The 21,340-nt window shown below is 65.7% G+C and carries 28 protein-coding genes and 1 pseudogene; 9 read left to right on the top strand and 20 right to left on the bottom strand.

The window, feature by feature from the left end; genetic code table 11:
* Positions 1 to 92: 92 nt before the first annotated feature.
* Positions 93 to 1,013 (bottom strand): MBL fold metallo-hydrolase, encoded by a 921-nt coding sequence (locus N5E02_RS00560; RefSeq protein WP_065186739.1) that lies wholly within the window; start codon positions 1,011 to 1,013, stop codon positions 93 to 95.
* Positions 1,014 to 1,494: 481 nt separating this feature from the next.
* Between N5E02_RS00560 and N5E02_RS00565 the strand changes: the two genes are divergently transcribed.
* Together N5E02_RS00565 and N5E02_RS00570 are read left to right on the top strand one after the other, a co-directional pair.
* Positions 1,495 to 2,448, top strand: coding sequence for an alpha/beta hydrolase (locus tag N5E02_RS00565; protein WP_065186740.1), 954 nt, complete (start codon positions 1,495 to 1,497; stop codon positions 2,446 to 2,448).
* Between the two features lie 237 nt (positions 2,449 to 2,685).
* The gene (locus tag N5E02_RS00570; protein ID WP_065186741.1) at positions 2,686 to 2,997 is read left to right on the top strand and encodes a hypothetical protein; all 312 of its coding nucleotides are present in this window, start codon (positions 2,686 to 2,688) and stop codon (positions 2,995 to 2,997) included.
* A 43-nt stretch (positions 2,998 to 3,040) separates the two neighbouring features.
* Here the strand turns inward: N5E02_RS00570 and N5E02_RS00575 are convergent, their stop codons facing one another.
* The 3 genes from N5E02_RS00575 to N5E02_RS00585 all read right to left on the bottom strand — a co-directional run bounded on the left by N5E02_RS00575 (position 3,041) and on the right by N5E02_RS00585 (position 4,146).
* Entirely contained in the window at positions 3,041 to 3,322 is a 282-nt protein-coding gene (locus N5E02_RS00575; RefSeq protein ID WP_065186742.1) for a hypothetical protein, read from the bottom strand.
* Positions 3,323 to 3,602: 280 nt separating this feature from the next.
* Positions 3,603 to 3,872: a hypothetical protein gene (locus N5E02_RS00580; RefSeq protein WP_005416562.1), complete on the bottom strand. Its 270-nt coding sequence runs from the start codon at positions 3,870 to 3,872 to the stop codon at positions 3,603 to 3,605.
* Positions 3,873 to 3,930: 58 nt separating this feature from the next.
* Positions 3,931 to 4,146 carry a hypothetical protein gene (locus tag N5E02_RS00585; RefSeq protein WP_164230085.1) on the bottom strand — a complete coding sequence of 72 codons (216 nt, stop codon included), beginning with the start codon at positions 4,144 to 4,146 and terminating at the stop codon, positions 3,931 to 3,933.
* A gap of 187 nt (positions 4,147 to 4,333) precedes the next feature.
* Here N5E02_RS00585 and N5E02_RS00590 point away from each other — a divergent pair, with 187 nt between their 5' ends.
* A complete protein-coding gene (locus N5E02_RS00590; RefSeq protein WP_231114027.1) occupies positions 4,334 to 4,582 on the top strand; it encodes a hypothetical protein in 249 nt (82 codons plus the stop codon).
* On the opposite strand, the gene N5E02_RS00595 is transcribed toward N5E02_RS00590, so the two are convergent.
* Positions 4,579 to 7,260: an excinuclease ABC subunit UvrA gene (locus N5E02_RS00595; protein ID WP_279945695.1), complete on the bottom strand. Its 2,682-nt coding sequence runs from the start codon at positions 7,258 to 7,260 to the stop codon at positions 4,579 to 4,581. The two genes, N5E02_RS00590 and N5E02_RS00595, sit on opposite strands and share 4 nt — an antisense overlap.
* Before the next feature lie 178 nt (positions 7,261 to 7,438).
* On the opposite strand from N5E02_RS00595, the gene N5E02_RS00600 reads away from it, so the two are divergent.
* Together N5E02_RS00600 and N5E02_RS00605 are read left to right on the top strand one after the other, a co-directional pair.
* Positions 7,439 to 7,657, top strand: coding sequence for a hypothetical protein (locus tag N5E02_RS00600; RefSeq protein WP_188238591.1), 219 nt, complete (start codon positions 7,439 to 7,441; stop codon positions 7,655 to 7,657).
* Between the two features lie 289 nt (positions 7,658 to 7,946).
* Positions 7,947 to 8,444 carry a DUF892 family protein gene (locus N5E02_RS00605; RefSeq protein WP_005416567.1) on the top strand — a complete coding sequence of 166 codons (498 nt, stop codon included), beginning with the start codon at positions 7,947 to 7,949 and terminating at the stop codon, positions 8,442 to 8,444.
* Positions 8,445 to 8,483: 39 nt separating this feature from the next.
* Here the strand turns inward: N5E02_RS00605 and N5E02_RS00610 are convergent.
* From N5E02_RS00610 to N5E02_RS00625, 4 genes and pseudogenes are all read right to left on the bottom strand, one after another.
* Positions 8,484 to 9,217 (bottom strand): annotated as a pseudogene (locus tag N5E02_RS00610) (DNA-formamidopyrimidine glycosylase family protein).
* Positions 9,210 to 9,977 carry a DUF72 domain-containing protein gene (locus tag N5E02_RS00615; protein WP_279945697.1) on the bottom strand — a complete coding sequence of 256 codons (768 nt, stop codon included), beginning with the start codon at positions 9,975 to 9,977 and terminating at the stop codon, positions 9,210 to 9,212. The pseudogene N5E02_RS00610 and the gene N5E02_RS00615 overlap by 8 nt, the downstream one beginning before the upstream one ends.
* Complete coding sequence (locus tag N5E02_RS00620) at positions 9,974 to 10,441, bottom strand: BLUF domain-containing protein (RefSeq protein ID WP_005416570.1); 468 nt, start codon at positions 10,439 to 10,441, stop codon at positions 9,974 to 9,976. The genes N5E02_RS00615 and N5E02_RS00620 overlap by 4 nt, the downstream gene beginning before the upstream one ends.
* A gap of 286 nt (positions 10,442 to 10,727) precedes the next feature.
* Entirely contained in the window at positions 10,728 to 11,069 is a 342-nt protein-coding gene (locus N5E02_RS00625; protein ID WP_080104320.1) for a hypothetical protein, read from the bottom strand.
* Between the two features lie 205 nt (positions 11,070 to 11,274).
* On the opposite strand from N5E02_RS00625, the gene N5E02_RS00630 reads away from it, so the two are divergent.
* Positions 11,275 to 11,652: a response regulator gene (locus tag N5E02_RS00630; protein ID WP_032954170.1), complete on the top strand. Its 378-nt coding sequence runs from the start codon at positions 11,275 to 11,277 to the stop codon at positions 11,650 to 11,652.
* 15 nt (positions 11,653 to 11,667) lie between these two features.
* On the opposite strand, the gene N5E02_RS00635 is transcribed toward N5E02_RS00630, so the two are convergent.
* The 7 genes from N5E02_RS00635 to N5E02_RS00665 form a co-directional block, all read right to left on the bottom strand.
* Complete coding sequence (locus N5E02_RS00635; RefSeq protein WP_005416573.1) at positions 11,668 to 12,096, bottom strand: BLUF domain-containing protein; 429 nt, start codon at positions 12,094 to 12,096, stop codon at positions 11,668 to 11,670.
* Positions 12,097 to 12,274: 178 nt separating this feature from the next.
* Positions 12,275 to 12,964 carry a glycosyltransferase family 2 protein gene (locus N5E02_RS00640; RefSeq protein WP_005416574.1) on the bottom strand — a complete coding sequence of 230 codons (690 nt, stop codon included), beginning with the start codon at positions 12,962 to 12,964 and terminating at the stop codon, positions 12,275 to 12,277.
* Positions 12,961 to 13,548 (bottom strand): SAM-dependent methyltransferase, encoded by a 588-nt coding sequence (locus tag N5E02_RS00645; RefSeq protein ID WP_111128460.1) that lies wholly within the window; start codon positions 13,546 to 13,548, stop codon positions 12,961 to 12,963. The genes N5E02_RS00640 and N5E02_RS00645 overlap by 4 nt, the downstream gene beginning before the upstream one ends.
* Complete coding sequence (locus N5E02_RS00650; protein ID WP_032954171.1) at positions 13,545 to 14,303, bottom strand: PIG-L family deacetylase; 759 nt, start codon at positions 14,301 to 14,303, stop codon at positions 13,545 to 13,547. Before N5E02_RS00650 ends, N5E02_RS00645 begins: the two co-directional genes overlap by 4 nt.
* A complete protein-coding gene (locus N5E02_RS00655; RefSeq protein WP_065186751.1) occupies positions 14,291 to 15,232 on the bottom strand; it encodes an acyl-CoA dehydrogenase in 942 nt (313 codons plus the stop codon). The genes N5E02_RS00650 and N5E02_RS00655 overlap by 13 nt, the downstream gene beginning before the upstream one ends.
* A gap of 109 nt (positions 15,233 to 15,341) precedes the next feature.
* A complete protein-coding gene (locus N5E02_RS00660; protein ID WP_065186752.1) occupies positions 15,342 to 15,839 on the bottom strand; it encodes a hypothetical protein in 498 nt (165 codons plus the stop codon).
* Between the two features lie 10 nt (positions 15,840 to 15,849).
* Positions 15,850 to 17,013, bottom strand: a complete 1,164-nt coding sequence (locus N5E02_RS00665; RefSeq protein ID WP_065186753.1) for a zinc-dependent alcohol dehydrogenase — start codon at positions 17,011 to 17,013, stop codon at positions 15,850 to 15,852.
* A 148-nt stretch (positions 17,014 to 17,161) separates the two neighbouring features.
* Here N5E02_RS00665 and N5E02_RS00670 point away from each other — a divergent pair, with 148 nt between their 5' ends.
* From N5E02_RS00670 to N5E02_RS00680, 3 genes are all read left to right on the top strand, one after another.
* On the top strand, positions 17,162 to 17,350 hold the full coding sequence (locus N5E02_RS00670) for a hypothetical protein (protein ID WP_065196297.1): 189 nt from the start codon (positions 17,162 to 17,164) through the stop codon (positions 17,348 to 17,350).
* Between the two features lie 99 nt (positions 17,351 to 17,449).
* Positions 17,450 to 18,088 carry a DUF6766 family protein gene (locus tag N5E02_RS00675; protein WP_065196298.1) on the top strand — a complete coding sequence of 213 codons (639 nt, stop codon included), beginning with the start codon at positions 17,450 to 17,452 and terminating at the stop codon, positions 18,086 to 18,088.
* A 3-nt stretch (positions 18,089 to 18,091) separates the two neighbouring features.
* Positions 18,092 to 18,643, top strand: coding sequence for a cysteine hydrolase (locus tag N5E02_RS00680; protein WP_164093098.1), 552 nt, complete (start codon positions 18,092 to 18,094; stop codon positions 18,641 to 18,643).
* Positions 18,644 to 18,658: 15 nt separating this feature from the next.
* Here N5E02_RS00680 and N5E02_RS00685 read toward each other — a convergent pair whose 3' ends face one another.
* From N5E02_RS00685 to N5E02_RS00700, 4 genes are all read right to left on the bottom strand, one after another.
* A complete protein-coding gene (locus N5E02_RS00685; protein WP_111007731.1) occupies positions 18,659 to 18,892 on the bottom strand; it encodes a hypothetical protein in 234 nt (77 codons plus the stop codon).
* 147 nt (positions 18,893 to 19,039) lie between these two features.
* The gene (locus tag N5E02_RS00690; RefSeq protein ID WP_235646763.1) at positions 19,040 to 19,486 is read right to left on the bottom strand and encodes a Rap1a/Tai family immunity protein; all 447 of its coding nucleotides are present in this window, start codon (positions 19,484 to 19,486) and stop codon (positions 19,040 to 19,042) included.
* Positions 19,487 to 19,531: 45 nt separating this feature from the next.
* Entirely contained in the window at positions 19,532 to 20,152 is a 621-nt protein-coding gene (locus N5E02_RS00695; RefSeq protein WP_242014722.1) for a hypothetical protein, read from the bottom strand.
* Between the two features lie 126 nt (positions 20,153 to 20,278).
* Positions 20,279 to 21,262 carry a LacI family DNA-binding transcriptional regulator gene (locus tag N5E02_RS00700; RefSeq protein ID WP_065186758.1) on the bottom strand — a complete coding sequence of 328 codons (984 nt, stop codon included), beginning with the start codon at positions 21,260 to 21,262 and terminating at the stop codon, positions 20,279 to 20,281.
* Positions 21,263 to 21,340 lie beyond the last annotated feature (78 nt).

Consider the following 21,340-nt stretch of genomic DNA (forward strand, 5'->3'; position numbering starts at 1 on the left):
GCGTCCGTTGCCGGCCGCCCTTGCGGGATTCGAGCGGGGCGCCGATGCGCCCCGTCGAAAACTTCTGCTTGCGCTGTATCCGCAGGATCCGATCAGAAGTCCCAGAACACCGGCACCCAGCGGAAAGTCTCGCCCTCCAGCGACACCCGGCCCACTGACGGGAACGGAAGATGCGTGGCCACCAGCATTTCACCGGTGCCGGCCAGTTCCTTCAGCAGAGCAATGCGAACGCGTGCGGATTCCTCCGGGTCGTGCTCGAAGCCGTTGTGCCAGTTCGGCTGGTCGAAGCCGACCGCGAACACCGCGTCACCGGCAAAGGTCAGGGCCTGCCCCGCGGACGCTACGCGCACCACGCAGTGGCCCGGGGTATGCCCACCGGTACGGCGGGCCGTCACGCCCGGCGCGATCTGCTGTTCGTCCTGGAAGGTGTGCACATAGCTGCTGTACTCGGCCCAGAAGTGCTTGGCCGTGGCGCGCAGTGCATCGGGGAAGCCCTGCGGCATGTTGGTACGGCTGAAGTCCGGCGACTTCCAGAACTCCACTTCCGCGGCTGCGACGTGGATTTTCAGGTCCGGGCGCAGCCGTTCCTTTACGCCTTCAACCAGCAGGCCGCCGACGTGGTCCATGTGCATGTGGGTAATCACCACGTCGGTGATTTCGCCCAGGTTGATGCCGGCGGCACCGAGGCGGCGGATCAGCTGGCCGGCGCGCGGCAGCTGCAGGTCCGGGTCCATGCCCAGGCCGGCATCGATGAGGATGGTGCGATCACCGCTGTGCACCACCATCACGTTCAATGCCCAGTCGAAGGCATCCTGCGGCAGGTACATCTCTTCGAACCATTCGGCACGGTCGGCGGCCGGCACGTTGTGGCCGAGCATCTGGGTGGGCAACGGCAGGACGCCATCGCTGATCACCAGCACCTCGACGTCGCCCACTTTCAGGGCGTAGCGCGAGGGCACCAGTTCATCGAGGGCGGGAGCAATGGGCGCGGCGGTGTTTTCCATACTGAACATGAGGGATCTCCACGAAGAGCCATTTGGCGGGCAGCAATGCAAGGCTGGCGCGAACGTATCCGGGCGCTTGCCCATGGCGCAGGCCGTGACATTGCCAGGGCACGGTTGCCTGGCAGGCCAGCGCTGCGGAGTTCATGGGAAGACGGGCCACTGCGCGGGCAATGGGCCCGGAACACGGCAGGTGCCGTGTGGGATCAGCCTAGGCAGCACGCCGCAGGTGCGGTAGCTCCGTGAAGGGGTACGTCATGTTGCGTTCCGGGAAGCAATGCAGAACCGGCTGCAATGTCACCATCGCAAGCGCCTCTGGCTCGTTCGGTAGTGCGCAGGTCCAGGTCGGGCAGCTTCGGATGATCATCCAGTCGACCCCACTGTGGGTCCGCGCAAGCAGGACGATCTATCAAGAAATTCGGACTTGTCATATCCCAGATGCCTGATTGCTGGCGCAAAGTACGTCTCACCACCCACCCATGAGAGTTCCCGCATGAACACCTTCGCCCGTACCCTGGCCGTTGCCACCCTCGCCCTCTCGGTCCAGGCCGGCCTGTCCGCGCAGGCCGCCGAACCGGCCACGCCGGCGGCAGTCACCAGCATCGCGCGCACCGCCAGCTACATCACCACCGCCGATGGCGTGCAGCTGTACTACAAGGACTGGGGCCCGAAGAACGGCCCGGTCGTGACCTTCAGCCACGGCTGGCCGTTGAACTCGGACAGCTGGGAATCGCAGATGATCTTCCTGGCCAACCACGGCTACCGCGTCATTGCCCATGACCGTCGCGGCCACGGCCGTTCCAGCCAGCCGTGGGATGGCAACGACATGGATCACTACGCCGATGACCTGGCCACGGTGATCAATACGCTGGACCTGCACGATGTGACCCTGGTGGGCTTCTCCACCGGTGGCGGCGAAGTGGCGCGCTACATCGGCCGGCATGGCACCGGGCGGGTGAAGAAGGCCGTGCTGATCAGCTCGGTGCCGCCGTTCATGCTGAAGACCGCCGACAACCCGAACGGCCTGCCGATCGAAGTGTTCGATGGCATCCGCAAGGCACAGATGGATAACCGCGCGCAGCTGTACAAGGACATTCCGTCGGGCCCGTTCTATGGCTTCAACCGCCCGGGCGCGAAGGTGTCGCAGGGGCTGATCGATGCGTGGTGGGCACAGGGCATGCAGGGCGGCCACAAGAACACCTACGACTCGATCGCCGCGTTCTCGGCCACCGATTTCCGCGCAGACCTGAAGAAATTCGATGTGCCCACCCTGGTCATCCACGGTGACGACGACCAGATCGTGCCGATCGATATCTCAGGCCGCCAATCGGCGAAGCTCATCAAGGGCGCAAAGCTGATTGTCTACCCGGGTGCGCCGCACGGCCTTACCGACACCCACAAGGACAAGGTCAACCAGGACCTGCTGACGTTCCTGCAGGAAAAGTGAGTGTACGGGGCTCCGTTGTGATGGCGGAGCCCTTCCTGCCCAGAGGCAGGGCCGGCACCGGACGAGCGCCGGCGTCCACGTCAGTGCACGATTGCAGCCGTGGGATTTCAGGCCAATCATGGCGCGCGGTGTGCACCTTGATGAAGGGTTAACCTCCAACAAAGCACACTGCGCTCTCACGGCTCTTCTCCGGCGCAGAATCCTTTGCTCCCGTGTCCAGCCCCAGACGACACGGCCATGCATCCTCCCAATGCCTTCCGGATCCACGCGATCCAGCCCCTTCTTGCGCGCAATGGCGCCATCGTTCGCCTCGATCAGTTGCGATCGACCTGCAAGAGCTGCGGCTTGCGCTCATTAATGACTCAGGACGAGGGCCTCAAGACGAGTCCATTGGGCACGACGCTCACGTGCCCCGCGTGCGGTGCCACGGGGCTGATGGACGAGGTGGAGATATGGCACCACTGGCTCGAACAGTGCCGGCGGGAACGGATGCTGGCGCTCTTCGATCCCGCACCTGACGAACCTCTGGAGCCTGATGGCCCCGAATGAGAGCGACACATGGACTGTCCGGCCGGCGCCCCAGCGCCGCGCCTCAACCGTCGCCGGGGTGACGCCCTGCCAGGCTACCCATCGTGAAGGCGTAGCCCGCCTCCTCCAGCAGCGCTCTCATGCGCAGCTCCACACGCCGGGGGGAAAGCAGGCTGTTGGGCGCGTACAGGGCATAGACGTAGCCTGCGCCGTCGATGATCTCGCGGCGCACGGCGCACTCATGGGATTCGGCAGCCTCGGACCAGACGGACATCAACCTGGCGGGACTGATGGATTGGCCGTTGCGAAGACGGAAGAACAGCCAGCGCACTCCCAGGGAACGCACCGGATTCAACCTAGCCACTGCGAACCCCCGATGCGCCGGAAAAGGTCCCTCAGGACCTCTGGATCCAAGCGTGGATGCTCGTCTTTCGAAGAGCGCGGAAGGTCGATACGTGCGGCGCCGTTCACCAGTGCGGGCAGATCGGACTGAAGGTCGATCCACCACCCCGTGGGCAGCCGGAGCCCCGTGCCCGTTCTATCGTAGATGCAGATCGGAAAAGTCATGGCGTGCTCCTGGATGACCCGAGCATACGCCTGCGCGATGTCAGGTCTGGATGCGACGCCTAGGAAGATGCCGCATCGGCACGCTTTGCGCATTCGAATACGTGTGCTTCGTCCTGCTGGACCCTGCGGAACGACTCCAGCCAGCCGAACGCTGCGCCACGATTGTGAATCGTTTCGCCAAGCCTTCCGGTCAGGCACCGTGCGCACTCCATCCCGCCAGGACTGGGCGCATCGCAGCAACGGCATTGCGCCATCGTCGTCGTTCTCTCCGGGCGGCACTGGTACATGATCTTGGTCATCAGGCTGATCGCCTGGCTTTGCGAGGACATGCGCGCTCCCTGTCTGCTGCGCGGAAGCAGCCGCGCGGCGCGCGGCTCCTCCTGTTATTCAGCGGCGCGTATCACCGCCGGGACCGCCTTTCTTTTCGTCCGTTGGATTCGAATCGCTACGATCCTTCTTGTCCTGCTGCTGTTGTTCGCCTTGCCGGCCAGGCTCCTCCGCGCTGGGCTCGCCCCCCTCGACCTGCCTCTGCTGCACGGGCTGTTCTGCTTCAGCGGAAGCGTTGGAGCGGTCATTCCTGTTCTGTTCGGCGACGCTGTTCATTTCGATTCTCTGTCGCAGCAAGTGTGCTGCCGATTGACTGTGGGCCCGTTGCCGTTACGGGAACGTGCCGGCAAGCGCGTTGTATGAATGGTTGTGATGAACAGGCTCCCGGCGGCGAGCGTGTACAGTGAGGTTTCGAACAGGGGTAGGCGCCGTGAGCCACGGAAGAAGCAAGCACGTTGTCGATGTGGAGCGCGAGCTGGCCCACTGGGAAACCGCGTTCAATCTGGGTGCGCTGCCCGCGATGAGTTTCCGGCACGAAGTGGCGCCGGTCATCCGGCTTGCCTGCGATATCTATGTGAGAGATCCGCACGGTTCCCGGTCAGCCTGGATGGACGACCTGCAGTGCCGCCTTGCGAAACGATCAAGCCTGCGCGGCCACCCTGGCGCGGCAGAGATTGCCGATCGTTGCTGGAAGCTGCTGTCCTGCGGCTAGGCGCCTCCTGCCGGACGATTCCGCTCGCGCACACCCTGCCCCAGCTCGGATGCCAGGAACGGCGCCGTCCTGCTGCCCTTGGCGCGGGCCACCTGCTGCGGCGTGCCCTTCGCCACGATGGTGCCGCCCGCGCTGCCAGCGCCCGGACCGACGTCGATCACCCAGTCGGCCTGTGCGACAGAACGCATGTCGTGCTCGATCATCACCACCGTGTTGCCTGCGTCCACCAGCCGCTGAAGCTGCACCAGCAGCCTGTCCGCGTCTGATGCATGCAGGCCGGTGGTGGGTTCGTCCAGCACGTACAGCGTGCGCCCGCGCTGGCTGCGCTGCAGCTCTGTGGCCAGCTTGATGCGTTGCGCCTCACCCCCTGAAAGCTCCGTTGCCGGCTGGCCCAGCCGCAGGTAGCCCAGGCCGATCTCCTGCAGCAACTGCAGCGGGCGGGCGATGGCCTCTTCTTCGGCGAAGAACGCATGGGCCTGGTCCACCGTCATCTGCAGGACCTCGGCAATGTTGCGGCCGTTCCACTGCACCTTCAGCGTGGCCTCGTTGTAGCGGGCGCCGTGACAGGTGGGGCACGGCGCATAGACGCTGGGCATGAACAGCAGTTCGACGCTGACGAAACCCTCGCCTTCGCAGGTCTCGCATCGCCCCTTGGCTACGTTGAACGAAAAGCGGCCCGCATCGAATCGGCGACGGCGCGCGTCGGGTGTCGCGGCGAACAGCATGCGCACGTGGTCGAACAGGCCCGTGTAGGTAGCCAGGTTGGAGCGTGGCGTGCGGCCGATGGGCTTCTGGTCCACCTGCACCACGCGCTGGATGGCGTCCACGTCGCCGGCCAGCTGGCCCCGCGTTGCTTCGATTACGGTGGGTCCTTCGGCAGGTGCGCTGTCGGCGCCGTCGTCTGCCGTCTCATGCCCGAGGTGCAGCAGCATCAGCTCGGGCAGCGCCTGCGCCATCAGGCTGGATTTGCCCGATCCGGAAATGCCGGTCACTGCAGTCAGCAACCCCAACGGCACCTGCGCATCCACGCCGTGCAGGTTGTGGCGGTGGATGCCTTTCAGCGCCAGCCAGCTGTTGGCACTGCGCTGCCGGCTGGCCGGTGCGGGCACCCGGTCGAACAGGTACTGCGCCGTGCGCGAATCCTGAACGTTGCGCAGGCCGTCGGGCTCGCCACTGTAGAGGACGCGTCCGCCATGCTCTCCTGCCTGCGGGCCCACATCCACCAGCCACTGCGCGCGGCGCATCAGCTCCAGATCATGTTCAACAACGAACACCGAGTTACCGCCGTCGCGCAGCCGTTCCAGTGCGTCGTACAGCGCCTGGCTGTCGGCCGGATGCAGGCCGGCCGAGGGTTCGTCGAGCACGTACAGCACGCCGAACAGCAACGAGCTGAGCTGCGTGGCCAGGCGCAGGCGCTGCAGTTCGCCGGCCGACAGTGTGGGTGTGGCGCGGTCCAGTGAGAGATAGCCCAGGCCGAGCTCGCGAAGTTGTCGTACCCGCGCCATGACCCCACCCGCCAGCCGTTGTGCCGCCAGGCGCTTTTCCTCAGACAAGGCTGAGGTCAGACGCACGTCGGGTGCGCCTTCGTGGGTCGCGCGGCCACTTGCTGCCCGCTTGGCGCGATCGCTGGGCGTTGCACGCCTGCTGGTACGCGCGCCGTGGCTGTGTGCACTGAAATCGCCCTGCGCGATGGGCTCGAGCAAGGCCGCCAGCTGGTCCAGCGGCAGCCGCATGAACTCGCCGATGTCCACGCCGGCGAAGGTGACCGAAAGCGCTTCCGGCTTCAGGCGCTTTCCCTGGCAAGCGGGGCACAGCCGGCCTTCCATGTAGCGGGAAACACGCTTGCGCATCAGGGCGCTCTGGGTGTTGGCAAAGGTGTGCAGCACGTAGCGGCGTGCGCCGGTGTACGTGCCCATGTAGCTGGGCTCCAGCTTGCGCTTGAGCGCGGCGCGGGTCTCGGCCGGCGTGAAGCCGGCATAGACCGGCACCGTGGGCGTTTCCTCGGTGAACAGGATCCAGTGCCGGTCCTTCTTCGGCAGCTTCTTCCACGGCACATCGACGTCATAGCCCAGCGTGACCAGGATGTCGCGCAGGTTCTGGCCATGCCATGCCGGTGGCCAGGAGGCGATGGCGCGCTCGCGGATGCTCAACGACGGGTCCGGCACCATCAGCGCTTCGGTCACCTCGTAGACGTGCCCCAGGCCGTGGCAGGTGCTGCAGGCACCCTGTGGGGTGTTGGGCGAGAAGTCTTCGGCGTACAGCATGGGCTGGTGGGCCGGGTAGGCCCCTGCCCGCGAGTACATCATGCGCACCAGGCTGGACAACGTCGTCACGCTGCCCACCGATGAGCGCGCATTGCTGGCACCGCGTTGCTGCTGCAGGGCGACCGCCGGTGGCAGGCCGTCGATGGCATCCACGTCGGGCACGCCGGCCTGATCGATCAGGCGACGCGCGTAGGGTGCGACGGATTCGAAGTGGCGCCGCTGCGCCTCGGCGAAGACCGTGCCGAAGGCCAGCGAGGACTTGCCGGACCCCGACACGCCGGAGAACACCACCAGTGCATTGCGTGGAATGGAGACATCGACATTCTTCAGGTTGTGCTCGCGCGCACCGCGGACCTCGATGCAGCCGCTGGCTGCGGCAGCACATGACGATTCGCCAAAGGGGGTGTTGGACATCTCAGCATTCCTGCATTCGGTGGGCGGATCGCGCATGGTGCGCCCGAGCGGCCATTGTCACCGGTCCGGAGTGAATGGCGCGAGGGCGCCGGAGGCGGGATGCTGTCTTCACCTCTCGTTCGTACGGCGTTGCCCAGCCAAGGGCTAGCGTGGGGCTGCCCACACACCGGAGGCCCTCATGCACCCCGACGTACTTGGCTGGGCCGCCACGGCGGTACTGATGGCAACCTTGATCCGGCAGATGGTGAAGCAGTGGCAGTCGTCCAACCCGGAAGCCGTATCCAGGTGGCTGTTCGCAGGCCAGATGACCGCATCTGCGCTGTTCACGGTGTACAGCGCGATGCTGGGCAGCGTGGTCTTCGTGGTGACCAATGCGATGCTGCTGTTGACGGGGTGATGGGCCAGGTGATGGCGTGGCGCCGCCGCGGCCGACGTCGGGCTCCCCCGCCCTGCTGATTGTTAATGCGCGTTGCCTGAAGGTTTGACATTACTTTCCCCCACCGTTGATGGGGCCGGACCGTCACACGGATGAGGAGGCCGCTGCATGCCGTACGGTTCTGGCGCACTCTCGTAAAGACCGTGCGCAGTAATCCTGCGGGCGCTCACATGCCGCCTTCACCTAGCCCCTGCCCGATCGCAACCGGGCAGGACCTACGCTGAGCACTCCACTCACTGCGGAGCCCAGTATGGCTATCAAGACGGCGGAAGACCTGTTCATCCACGAACTCTCGGATATCTACAGTGCCGAGAAGCAGCTGACCAAGGCCCTCCCGCGCCTGGCCCGTGCGGCCGAGAACCCGGACCTGGCGGCAGCGTTCGAAACGCACCTGGAAGAAACGCAGGGCCAGATCGAACGCATCGATCAGGTGGTGGAGGTGCTTGGCATTCGCCTGAAGCGCATCAAGTGTGCGGCGATGGAGGGCCTGGTGGAGGAAGGCAAGGAAGTGATCGACAGCATCGACAAGGGGCCGGTGCGGGATGCGGCCCTGATCGGCGGCGCGCAGAAGGTCGAGCATTACGAGATTGCGTCCTACGGCACCATCGCCGCGCTGGCCAAGCAACTGGGCTACAAGGATGCCCTTCCGCTGCTGCTGGAGACGCTGGAGGAAGAGAAGGCCACCGACGAGAAGCTGACCCTGCTGGCCAAGGGCGGCGGCAATGCCAAGGCTGCACAGGCCGCCTGATCGGCGCGCCGCGGAACCCGGCTGCCACGGACGGCAGCCTCAGGTCCCGTACAGTACCTGATCATTGGGACAGAAGAACGTGCGTCGCCGCGTGGTCCCCAGATAGAGCTTGCTGATCGGGCCACCACACAGGGGACAGACCTTTTTCGTGTGCACCTGCCAATGCTTCTTCAGCTCGAAACGGCGCTTCCACTCCAGGAAATCAAAGCTGTAGGCGGGGGCCTGCTCGATTATGGCGGTAAGCCTGCGTGGTGGCAGGTCGCCCAGCCGGGTGGCCGGATGCACGCCTATCCGGAACAGCACCTCGTTCTTGATGATGTTGCCCACGCCGGCGAAGACGGTCTGGTCCAGAAGCGCATCACAGACCATGACATCCGGCATGGCCTTCAGCTTGCGCCGGGCCAGCTTTGGATCCCAGGCCTCGTTCATCACGTCCGCACGCCAATCGTAGATGTCGTCCAGCGGCTGGTCGATCAGGCGCACGGACACGCGTAGAAGTTCAGCTCACCGTTGTCGAACACCAGCGATACCCGTGCCGGGCCTGGCTTCCGTCCGTCGATGCGCCAGCTGCCGAACATCATCAGGTGGATGCGCAGCGTGTGGCGGCTGAACTCCAGCAGGAAGTGCTTGCCCCAACTGCGGACCGCCTTGACCCTGCGGCCCTGCAGCGGTGACAGGTCGATGCGGCTGTTACCGGACACGGTGCGGACCACGTGCCCCTTGAAATGGCTTGCGGCTTCGCGCAACAGCACGATGGAAGGGCCTTCAGGCATGTGCGTTCTCCTGCAGCAGCGCCTGCAGGCGCAGCGCGTTGCCGGTGGCATGGCCCAGTGCGGTATTGTCCAGTACGCACCAGGCCGGCCATTGCGCATCGGCTTCGCGCCGCAGCGGCTGCACCAGCTCCGCCAGGCTCTGCTCGCTGTACGCACTGCGATACATCTGCGGCTGGCCGTGCCAGCGCCAGTAGCTCCACGTGCGGTCACCGCCGGGAATCGCTGCAACCGGCACACGTGCCGGATCCGCAGCGACCCGTGCCACGCCATGCGCACTCAGAAGTGCATCCACTTCCGGCGTGAACCAGCTCGGGTGGCGCGGCTCGCACGCCACATCGGCCTGGGTGCGTGAACGCAGGCCCCGCAGGAATTCCCTGGTCGTGGCCGCGTCGTACACCAGGCTTGGCGGCAACTGCAGCAGTAGCGGCCCCAGCTTTCCACCCAGCTCCAGCACGCCATCCAGGAACTGTTCGAACGGCTGCATCGCATCGCGCAGCCGGCGCTCATGGCTGATCTCCCGCGGCAGTTTCACCGCGAACCGGAAGCCCTCCGGAACGCTCACCGCCCATCGCGCGTAGGTGCTGGGCTGGTGCGGTCGATAGAAGGACGAGTTGATCTCCACCATCGGCAGGCGTGTGGCATAGCGCTGCAGTGCGCTGTCGCCCGCGCCGAACGCTTCGTGAACCGCCCGCGGCAGCGACCAGCCCGCACAACCGACGCGTGGTGGGGCGGGCGCAACCGGGGCGGCTGTGGCCTTCATCGTGCCAGCTGCCCGTCCGGTTCGGTGATGCCGCCCGCACCTGCCTCCGTGTGCGACTGCGAAATCGACAGCAGACGATCCAGTGCACTCTTGCCCGAGTCGAGCGCCGACGCGCTGCGCACGAAGCCGGTCCAGTCGGAGATGGCGATCTTTCCCAGCGCCAGCTCGTCCACCCGCACGCTACGCATCCGCCAGTGCGGAAACTGTCGGCGCCCCACCCTGCCCCGGTTCAGCTCGACGATCCCACTGTGGCTGCAGGCCGCGAGAATGCGCGTGTACGCCGCATTGATCCCGGCCTCCGGGCCCTCCAGATACTGCAGGAAGCGCGAGCCATCGAACAGCAGCGTGCCGGTGACATCGACGGATTCGTTGAACTGCACCGCTTCGGCCACAAGCTGCTGCAGCCGCGCTGCGGTCAGGTTGCGGGAGGCTTCACTCACGTAGGCAATCGCACGAAGAGGCATGGCACCACCGATGGTTGCGGACCGCTTTACCTTAGCGATGCCGGTCGTACGCGCGGTGAGTCCGGTGTGGAGGCTGCGTCGAGTTGCGGCGCGTCCACGCCGCTTGGGCATGACGCGCTGATCGGGCACAAGCCGCAGACCACCGCAATGTCCGGCGCGCCCGGTACGCAGCCACCTCAGCAGGGGACCGCCTCGTCGGGAGGTGTGAACCGCCCAAGGTGTGCGCTGCACGCAGCCCTGATGCAGCGATAGCATCTACGGACTTCGGGATGGCCCTGGTCTGCGCTCAGGGCATCGGGCTGGACAGTGCCGTGCCGCCGGCTCGACTTCGCAGGCTGCCAGCCGGAGCGCGCGGAGCGTCCGCTGCCACCAGCGCCTGTACCACACGATGTTGCATACGGTGAGCGCCGCCTTCCACGCCCACGACATACACGAAGCGCCCATCGAACTTGGCGTGCGCGTCCTCCAGGACATCGTCGGCCTGCAGCGCCCGCTTGAGCGACTTCATCCACGTCCGTTCAGGCATGCGGTCCAGTTCCACTACGACGGCCGTGCCACCGCAGTCCAGCGGCATGCACTCGACACGCAGCACGCGGGGGGAAGCAGAATCGGTTCCGGATAGCGGCATGAGAAAAGCTCCGATGCGGGGGACGGCGGCAGTATCCATGGCACGTGCCAAGGCGCCGTCAACAAACTCCATCCGGCCCTGCACGCTGCCTATACGGTGCTGGAAGCGCGCTTCACGGGCTTCGCGCCGGGCTGACAAGCCGCACGCACCGTATTGATGCTTCACAGCACAGACTGGCGTTCCCGAAGCAACACAGGCTGCACACATGCAATCCGGATTGAGCCAGCGCAGATGCAACCTGCTGCTGGTGGAAGACCAGCTCGACCTGGCAGCACTGATGGAACATGCACTTGAGGACGCTGGCGACCAGGTGACACACGCCTACAGCGTGTTCGACGCGCTGGGACTGCTGGATACCCAGCGGTTCGACGGCGCCGTGCTGGACGTCGAGCTTCGAGACGGCGTGGTATTTCCAGTCGCTGATCGCCTGGCGGAACTTGGCATCCCCTTTCTGTTCGTCTCTGCGGTCTATGACCAGCTGGTGCCACAGCGCCACCGCCGCGCCGCCTTCGTGACCAAGCCATTCCACATCGATCAGTTGCAGGACACTGTGCGGCGTGTGATCAGCTGCACAACATGCTAGCACCCGTCCCGCACTTCAGGCGGCGTTCGCGTAGGGCTCAACGACTGCAAGCAGCTTCTCCATCGCTTCGGCTTCGTCCTGGCTCGTTACCGCCCGCTGGATGAAACGGCTCCAGTCAGCAAGGGCGATCCTCTGCAGCTCGCCCGCGCTGACCGACAGGCAGCGCATCGGCCAGAACGGCAACCGCCGCTGCCCGACACGGCCACGCCCGAGTTCGGTCAGTTCGGTGTGGCTGCGGGCGCCGCTTACGCGGGAGAAGGCAACATCCAGCCCGTCCGCGGGGCCTTCCATGTATTGCAGGAAGCGCTGCCCGTCGAACAACAGGACCCCGGTCACGCCCGCTGATCGATTGAAGCGGGCCGCATCTTCCATCAGTGCCGCCAGGCGTTCCGGCGTGAACCCGGGGGCAGCCCGGCTGGCGTAGACAATCGCGCTGTTCGGCATCGGCCGCTCCTGCTCTCCGAGCCGATCAATCTAAGGTCGGCAGCGTTCACGCGCCGTAAACGCGTACAGGGAGCGCGTCACATATCGGCCGATGTGCTCGGGTTTCATGGGATTCGGCCTGAATCGGAGGCGCCTGACGGCGCGACCGTCTGCTGCGGTGCGGCGAAATGGCCGGTGTTTACGCAATGGCCGGCCCGGTCAGCACGGCAGGGGCACCCGCCGCCCCCATTTCCGCCAGATAGGCTGAAAATCCCCCTGCGGCGCGCCCTTCCAGACGCGCACTGGTGAAGACGACGGGAGCACCGGCCCAGCGTACATCCGCGCCGCAGGCCTGCAGCGCCCTCACCATCTGGACGTCTTCCCCGCAGCGCAAGGCAGGAAAACCGCCGACCGCACGATAGAAATGGGCAGAGACACCCAGGTTGGCACCATGGATGCGCCCGTGACCTTCCCCCCACTGCTGCCGCCCCTGGAATACTCTGCGCAGGCGATGTTCGGACGGGCAGCGCGCCGCAATGTCCACCAGTCCGCAGAAGGCGTCACACGGCTGCTCCAGTTGTCCAACCAACCAGTCGCCAGGGACCTCGCTATCAGCGTCGGTGCTGGCCAACCACCTGGCGCCGCGACCCAGCAGCTCGACGGCGGCCGCTGCGCGGGCAATCCCCACGCAGCGTGCATCCAGCCGCACAATGCCGACGCGCTGTTGGTGGCAGATGGACGCCGTCGCATCCGAGCAAGCGTCCAGTGCAACCACCACTTCGACCGCTTCGCCGCCCAGGCCCGGGTGCAGGGCCGCCCTTCGGATCGATTGCAGGCAGCGCGCCATGCTGGCTGCCTCGTTGTGCGCGGGGACCAGAACGCCTATCACCGCAGGCCCTCGTTGCGGGCCAGTGACAGCGTGCCGCGCGTCCAGCCCTGCAGCACGAAGTCCGCATCGCGATAGTGGAAGGCTTCGTGCAGGCCGTCGGCAAGGCAGCGATGCACGACTTCGGTCCGGCTCACCCGCCCGGGGAACGAGGGCAACCAATGGCAGGCGACCAGCAATCCGTCGTCACGAAGTGCTTGATCGATTCCGGCCCGCAGCTCGCGAAGGGCGCTCGTCCCCAGGTAGTAGCCCATCTCACCGCAGACGATCAGGTCGAAGCGCCCCGGCGGCCATTGCTCGGGGTGGCTGGCGCAGTGGACCTGCACGTGCGGCAGGTGGGCCAGGTTGCGGCGGGCCCGGAACGCTGCGCGCGGGCTGATATCGGTGGCCAGCAGGCGCTCACAGCGGGCCGCCAGGGCCTCGGTCAGCACGCCGTTGGAGCATCCCAGCTCCCAGCCACGATTGAACTGGCGCTGGCTCAGGCTGGCCAGCAGCAACGCACGCTTGCGTTCTTCATACCACCGACTGCGGTAGCCAAAAGGGTCTTCCTGCTCATGCAGTTCATCGAAGTACGGTTGCGCGCTCATGCCAGAAATACCTCGTAATCGCGGAAAAATCGGGCCAGTACATGGGAAGGCAGCACCGGCGGGCTGTTCAGGCCCGGCACGTTGCCCGTCTGCGTCCGGAACCGGGCGATCGCACTCCGTTTTACCGACGCTGCTGCGGAAATGTCGACAAGTCGCGGCAGCTCCCACGCCATGTGCGCGCAGGCCGGATCCAGCCAGTGCCAGCCCCATACCGGGTACTCCAGGCGACGGCAACCCACTGCGCGCGCGGCGCGGCAGGCTGCACGCCCTGCCGCTTCGTGATCGGGGTGCCCATCGAAGCGCCAGGGCGCCAGTACCAGATCGCCCGGCTGCAGGTGCTGCTGCAGCCAGTCCTGCAGGCCCTGTTCGTGCTTGCTGACCGCGCCATCGCCGATGCCGAGATGAAACGTCGCGTCGGCCGCAATCCCAAGTTCCGCCAATGCCGCAGCAAGCTCTGCCCGACGCGCCGACCGCAGGCGCTCCGGTGTCCACCACGGTTCACCCGGATAACACGCTTCACCATCGGTCACGGCAATGACGCCAACCTCCATGCCCTGTGCCGCGGCATGATGGAGCAGCCCACCACAGCCAAGAATCTCGTCGTCGGGATGCGGCGCAACGACCACAAGGCGGTCGTGGCCGGCGCACAGTGAACGGGCGGGCGTGGACGGTTGCTGCCAGAGCCAATCGCAGCGCAGCCAGGCCTGTTCCTGAGTTCCCTGTCCTTGCAGGGGTGTGCTGGCTACAGCGCCCATGCGGTCTCCTCGGCTGCCCGCTGCTCACCCAGCCACTGCCAATCGCGATCGGCATGGCACTGCCTGAGGAACACCGTCAGGTCCGCCCAGCGGCGGGCGTGACCGTCTTCCAGGCACATCGGCGCCGGACCGAGCGCCCGGCCTGCAAGGTCCAGGACGCGCGTCGCCGCCCGTTCGACCACGCAGCGCAGCCGCACTACGTCTTCCCGATGCGCCGATTGAGGCGCGTCGTCGATGCGTGCGGCCACTTCGCGAAGCAGCGCCGCAGCCGGCCCCAGCACAAGGTCCGCTGCACCCAGCAGCCGTGCGCGGTTGCCGTCGCTGCAGGCCGGCCGCATGCGTTCAGCCAGTGCCACCGCTGCGCCAAACCAGACCGCCGCGATACCGGCTCCGCCATGCCAGAAGCCCGGCCGTTGCAGGTAGGCGTCGCGCGGTCCCAGAATCGTCATCGGTGCGCCGTCGAAGCGCACCGTCGTGGACGGAATGCCGGCCATGCCAGCCGCCGGCCAGGGCTCACCCGAAAGCGTGCACCAATGCTCCGCCGGCACATGGCACAGCCACACGCCGTGTGTGTTCCGCACGGTTACCAGTGCCGCATCCACCCACGCGCTGCCTGAACACCAGGGCTTGTCACCATACAGTCCACCGCCGGCGTCGATGCGCAGGGTGTTGGCTGGGCCTTCTGCGGCCCACACCGCCAGCAGCTGCCCTTCAGCAACCCTAGGCGCGTTCAGCTCGGCAATGATCGCCTGGGCGTCGTAATGCGCTTCCAGTACCTTGGCCAAGCAGAGGTCCTCTGCCCCCCACGCCGCCAGCGCCCGCCAACGCTGCAGCGTGTGGCCACTTCCGGGCAAAGGCAGCGCGGGCTGCTGGGCGAGAACCTGGCGCGCGCGGTTGAACAGCGAAGAAGGCGACGTCACATCCTGCATGGCCGGTCTGCAATGAAGATAGGTCATGAACGTAGGCGCCCTGCGGTCACATCACTGTCTTGGCGATGTGGCGGCCACATGAATACCTGGCGCAGTGTTCCTCACGCGGTCACCGCTGGCGCTGTTCGCTTGCACGCACGCACTGGCGCAGTTCCCATAGCCACGGCAACACCACCAGGCCAAGCGCCGGCAGCAATACAAACCCCCACAGCGCCGGTGCTGCCGGTGCCACATTGACTGCCCAACGAGGCTCGGCCTGCCACGCCACTCCGCCCAGCAGCACCCAGGGAGCGGCGTCGAGCACACTGTGCACGTGCTGCTCGGCCGGGCTGATGCGTCGCCGCCCGTCCGCGCTGACGGTGTCGAGGTAGCCGGCGATTGCATGCGCGATGACCAGGACTGCCAGCAGCGTGACGAGCAACCACGTGCTTTCCAGCACGAGCCACGCCAGCACGCCGCTGCCGATGAGCAGCAGCTGCAGCCCATGCAGCAGGCTCTCGCGCATCGCGGACGTGTGCGGCAGATCGGTACGCCGGTGAAAGTGGAAGTCCAGCGCACCGGCGGTCAACCAGACTGCGTAGACACAGGCCATGACAATCCCGCTCATGACGGCTCGCTCAGGGTGTCAATACGATCTTGCGGCAGTCGTCGTCCTTGGCATCGAACATCGCATAGCCTTGCGCTGCATCGGCCAGGCGCATCCGGTGCGAGATGATGTCCCCCGGATCCAGCTTTCCTTCGATGATTGCGTCCAGCAGTTCCGGCATCAGTCCCTGCACGTGGGTCTGTCCCATCTTGAATGTCAGCCCCTTGTCGAACGCATCGCCCAGCAGGAACCCGTGGATGAAACCGGCATAGACACCGGGAATGCTGACCACGCCGCCGCGGCGGGCGGCTGCGATGCACTGACGGATGGCCACGCCGCTGCTGCCTTCCAGTTTCACGGCGGTCAGCGCTGACTCCAGGGCACTGCCCTCGGCCTCGAAACCGACGGCCTCGATGCAGGCATCCACGCCGCGCCCACTGGTCTGGGTCAGGATGTAGTCGGCTGGGTCCTCGATCTCCTTGAAGTCGATCGGCGTCACACCATAGGCACGGCGCGCGTAGTCCAGGCGGTAGCGAAGATGGTCGACCATGAAGATGGTCTCCGCACCCAGCAGCCGGCAGCAGGCCGCGCTCATCAGTCCCACCGGACCGGCACCGAAGATGGCTACTGTCGAGCCCGGCTTGACCCCAGCGTTCAGCGCGGCCTGATAGCCGGTGGGCAGAATGTCCGACAGGAACAGAACCTGTTCGTCGGCCACGCCTTCCGGAATGCGCAGTGGGCCCACATTCGCCTTGGGCACGCGCACGAATTCGGCCTGTCCGCCTGCCACGCCGCCATACAGATGGCTGTACCCGAACAACGCCGCCGGAGGCAGGAGGCCCTTCTGGTTCAGCGCAGCGCCCTTGCCCGGGTTGGTGGTCTCGCAGGCGGCATACTCGGCCAGCCGGCAGTGAAAGCACTCGCCACAGGCGATCACGAAGGGGATCACCACGCGATCACCCGGCCTCACCTGCGTTACGCCGCTGCCGACCTCTTCCACCACGCCCATGAATTCGTGGCCCAGCACATCGCCGTCGTGCAGATCGGGAATCTTGCCCCGATACAGGTGCAGGTCCGAACCACAGATGGCGGTGGCGGTAACCCTCAGGATCAGATCGTCCTCAGCCGCCAGCACCGGGTCCGGCACGGTCTCGACGCGCACATCCTTGCGGCCGTGATAGGTCAATGCCTGCATCGTGCTTCTCCAGAAGATCGGAACGACAGCATCGCAGGGACGTCCTCCCGCCCCGGTGACATCCAGGTGTGCACAGCGTTCATTCCGCGGCGTCGTAGCGTTAACCCCGACCGGGTCACGCTGCGAACACCCGCCACAGGAGCCCAGCATGAACGACGAGCTGCCTTTCAATCCAACAACAGACGTGGACGATCAATCGAAGGCGCACACCCCGGACGAGCGGCGCAATGATCGAGCGAAGTGGAAGGCGCACGACATGCCGGACGACGGCGATGGCCCCAAGGCCGTACCCGAGGACTACGAACGTCCCGACCCCGATCCGACGGGCAAGCGTTGAGGCCGCCTCACATCCTGGATGCGCCGGATTCACGCGTCATGGTGCGCTGCCGGCGCAAGCTGCATGCACGATTTCTGGTCGGCCTGAACGAGGTGTTGCATGTGGAAACGCAACGGTCTCTCGCTGGTACTGCTTGCACTCACTGTCGTCTTCATTGCCGGGCAGGCAGTTGCGGGACATCACGTGCACAATCAGGAGTTGACCCAGCACGGACGCGCGCCGGTCGACCTGTGGCACTACCTGGCGACCGGGCATTTTGTCAGCGCTACATTCGAAAACTGGGAGAGCGAGTTCCTGCAGATGGGGATGTACGTTCTTCTGACCGTCACCCTGCGCCAGCGTGGATCAGCCGAATCCCGGCCGCTGGACCCCGCGCAGGAGCAGAACCGCGTGGAGCCGGGACCTGCGCCGTGGCCGGTTCGTCGCGGCGGCGCATGGAAGGTGCTCTACGCTCACTCGCTTGCGATCGCCTTCGGGCTGTTGTTCCTGCTCAGTTTTACATTGCACGCCTTGGGTAGCTGGCGCGCCGATCAGGTCGAGCAGCAGTTGCAAGGGTTGCCGGTGCCGGGTTTCCTGGAGCATCTGGGCAGCAGCACGTTCTGGTTCGAGTCGATGCAGAACTGGCAGAGTGAGTTTCTTGCGGTGCTGTCCCTGGTTGTACTTACGATCTTCCTGCGGCAGAAGGACTCACCGCAATCCAAGCCGGTCGAAGCTCCGCACGCGCAGACAGGGGATTGAACCATGGGAAATGCTCCGTCAACCGCCTTGCTGATCATCGACATGTTCAGTCGCTTCGACTTCCCGGGCGCGCAGGCGCTGGCACCAGCAGCGGAGCGGGCGGCCGCACAGATCCGACGCTTGAGAGACCACTTTGATGGCCACGGATGGCCGGTCATCTACGCCAATGACAACTTCTCCGACTGGAAGCGTGACTTCCGCCAGCAGGTAGCACAGTGCCAGCGGGATGGAGGACCGGCCGGGCGGATTGCCGACCTCCTCTCTCCCCTGCCCGGCCACTACTTCGTGCTCAAGCCCAAGCATTCGGCGTTCCTGGCCAGCCCGTTGCCGATTCTGCTGGCGAAGCTTGGCGTGCGCAGCCTTTGGCTCGGTGGGATGACGGCCGATTCATGTGTCCTGGCTACCGCGCTGGACGCCAACGCCAGGGAATTCGACGTAGTGGTGGCACGGGAGGCTGTGGCGGGGACGCCGGCCCGGAAACAGCGTGCGATGGCGCTGCTCGCCGATTCGGGCGCGGCCCGGGTCGCGCGGCTCGCCTCGCTGGTCCCGGCATGACCGGCCGGAGCGGGCTCAGGCCCGGTCTGCGATTCCCTTTACACCGGCGTGACCGGCGCAATGTGCGCAGCAGAAGATCTGACCGTTTCCTTCAACGCCATGCCCGATGATCGCGCAGTCGCAATGTGCGCAGCGCGGTGCGAACGCATGGATGGCGCACTCGAACGAATCGAAGGTGCCGCTGCGTCCACCCTGCTGGAGGGTGAAGCTCTTGTCGTAGTCATTGCCGCAGACATCACAGGTAGCCATGGGGCACCTCATGCGGAGAAAGGAGCATGCAGTGTCGCGGGCGCGGGGGTCGGCGGTCGTGAATGCATCGTGTCGCCAGCGTGCAGAACACCGATGTGTTCATTACGCAGGCTGCAGCCCGCGTTGCCAACGCCCAGCCCACGCGTCTCAGCGTGCCTTGCCGGGCTCGGCACTGCCACCAGGCGATGTGCCGCGACCACAGGGAAACGCCGCGCGCAGCCCTTCGACAACCAGGGGAGACGCATCCTGTTGCAATCGCACGCGGGGCAGCTGCCGGAGATGGGAAGACACCTGATCGACCAGTTCATGCGGAAGGATCCGGCCCTGCCCACACCACTGACCGCGGCTGGCATCGGCGACACCCAGGATATAGCTGCTGGCCCGGGCGCTGGACAGCCCCCGGCAGTGTTCGCCATCGCAGAACCCGTCAGCGCCTTTGCCCTGCAGCAGCGTGATGAGCTCCGCACCACTGACAAACCAGGTGCGTTCCGGTTGCGTTGTGCCTGCCACGGCGGGTCCCACCAGGGCGCCTAGGCACAGTGTCAGGAGCCAACGCATGCGGCGGTGCGCGCGGCGGGCTTGATGTCCTTTCATATCGGGGTCCTGGCTGTCGTTTTTCTGGATTCCACGCGGCGCCGGTCAGAGTTGATCAAGCTGGTTGCGTGGTTGAAACGCCGGGTCGTCCTCAGCTTCCAGCATGGCATCCACCAAGGCGTCGAAGGGCGCGGCAGCGGTATCCAGGTCCGTGGAAGTAAGGAATCCGGATTCCCCCTGGCCGGCCAGGGCAATCGCGGCAACGGTCTCGCGCTCACCTTCCTCTGCCCAGAGATAGTCGTGGACCAGTGCCACCCCATGGTCGCCCGCCTTCAGGAAATCGGCCGCGCCCCGTGCCACAGCCAGAAACGCGATGAGATCGTAGAGGCTTTCCGAATACGTCAGCGATCCCGCAACAAAGTGCGTACCAGTGCGGTCATAGGCGGCAACCTGGATATTCTCGGCCTGCGCGGATGCAAGGAAGGCCTTCAATGCGGCGCGATTGTCGGGGTAGCGGGCCAGCAGGGCCTGGCAGTCTATGAGCAGTTCATCCAACGCCTCGTCGCTTGAAGACGCCAGGCATTCACCGTTGCCCAAGCGCCACGGCCCAGCGATGCATCGCCAGTCGGACCATCGGGATGGCGAAGGCAGGGGCGCCGCCAGCCATCTGGAGAGATCTTCGTGGCGCAACTGCAGGCGCAACAGCGCTGAATAAGGCTCTGACAAGGCGATGATCCATCCGGTCCGCGTGTCCAGATGGCTTTTAGCAGACAACGCGCGACCCGCCAACACCCCAGTGCCAGCCTCATGGACTGCGACTGCGACTGCGACTGCCGCAGGCGCGGCGCCGGACTATCGCGCAGCCGTTGACCCTCTCACCACGCACCTTCCCGTCATCACCAGTCTGCGTACCGGCAGCTGCGGCATGCGTAGGCGCTCCAGCAACAGCGACATCGCGGCTCGCCCCATCTCTTCAACCGGCTGCTCGACCACGGTAACCCCGGGTTCGACCAGTTCGGTCCATCGCTCATTGTCGAACCCTGCCAGCGCCAGCTCTCCTGGAATCGCAAGCCCAGCGCTGCGGGCCGCTTTCAATGCGCCCATGAGCAGCAGGCTGTTGCTGGCGACCAGCGCATCGGGACGCGAAGGACTGGTCAACCACTGCTCGACCGTTGCGATGGCGGCCTCGGCCGTGGGCTCTACCTCGCGGTAGTCCGGTTCCAGCCCGTGCCTGCGCATTGCAGCGATATAGCCGTCGCGGCGTTCGGCCGCCGTGGTACTGGTGCTGCCGAACAGGCCACCGATGCGGCAATAGCCGCGCTCGGCCAGGTGTTCGACCAGGCCCGCCATCGCCGCTGCGTTGTCGAGGACCACGCTGTCGATCGAGCCACCGGGTGCGGCACGATCGACCAGTACCGTCGGGTAATCCAGCGTGAGCCGGTCCAGCCGCCCCACCGTGGTCCGGGTGGGCGCGAAAATCAGCCCACTGATGCGTTCCTCATGCATCAACTGCAGATACAGCGCCTCGCGCTCGGGGTCCTCATCGGTGTTGCAGAGGGTGACTCGAAGGCCTTCCCGGTACGCGACTTCCTCCACGGCGCGGATCAGCGCGGTAAAGAACGGGTTGCGGATATCGGCCACGATCAGGCCGATGATGCCGGTATGCCGGGCGCGCAGGCGTCTTGCCTGCAGGTTGGGGTGATATCCGGTCTGGCGGATCGCCGCCTCCACCCGGCCGCGCACGGCCTCGCTGACCGGGCCGCCGCCGAGCACCCGCGACACCGTGGACTTGGATACCCCCGCCACGCGTGCGACGTCATTGATGCTGATGCTCACTGGTAACGTTCCCGGAATCGAGCGCTTTTCTGGGCCGGACGGCCCTCCAGCACCATGTTAACGCCAAAGGACTATTGG

It is taken from the genome of Stenotrophomonas sp. GD03777 (assembly GCF_029842485.1).
GTDB lineage: Bacteria > Pseudomonadota > Gammaproteobacteria > Xanthomonadales > Xanthomonadaceae > Stenotrophomonas > Stenotrophomonas sepilia.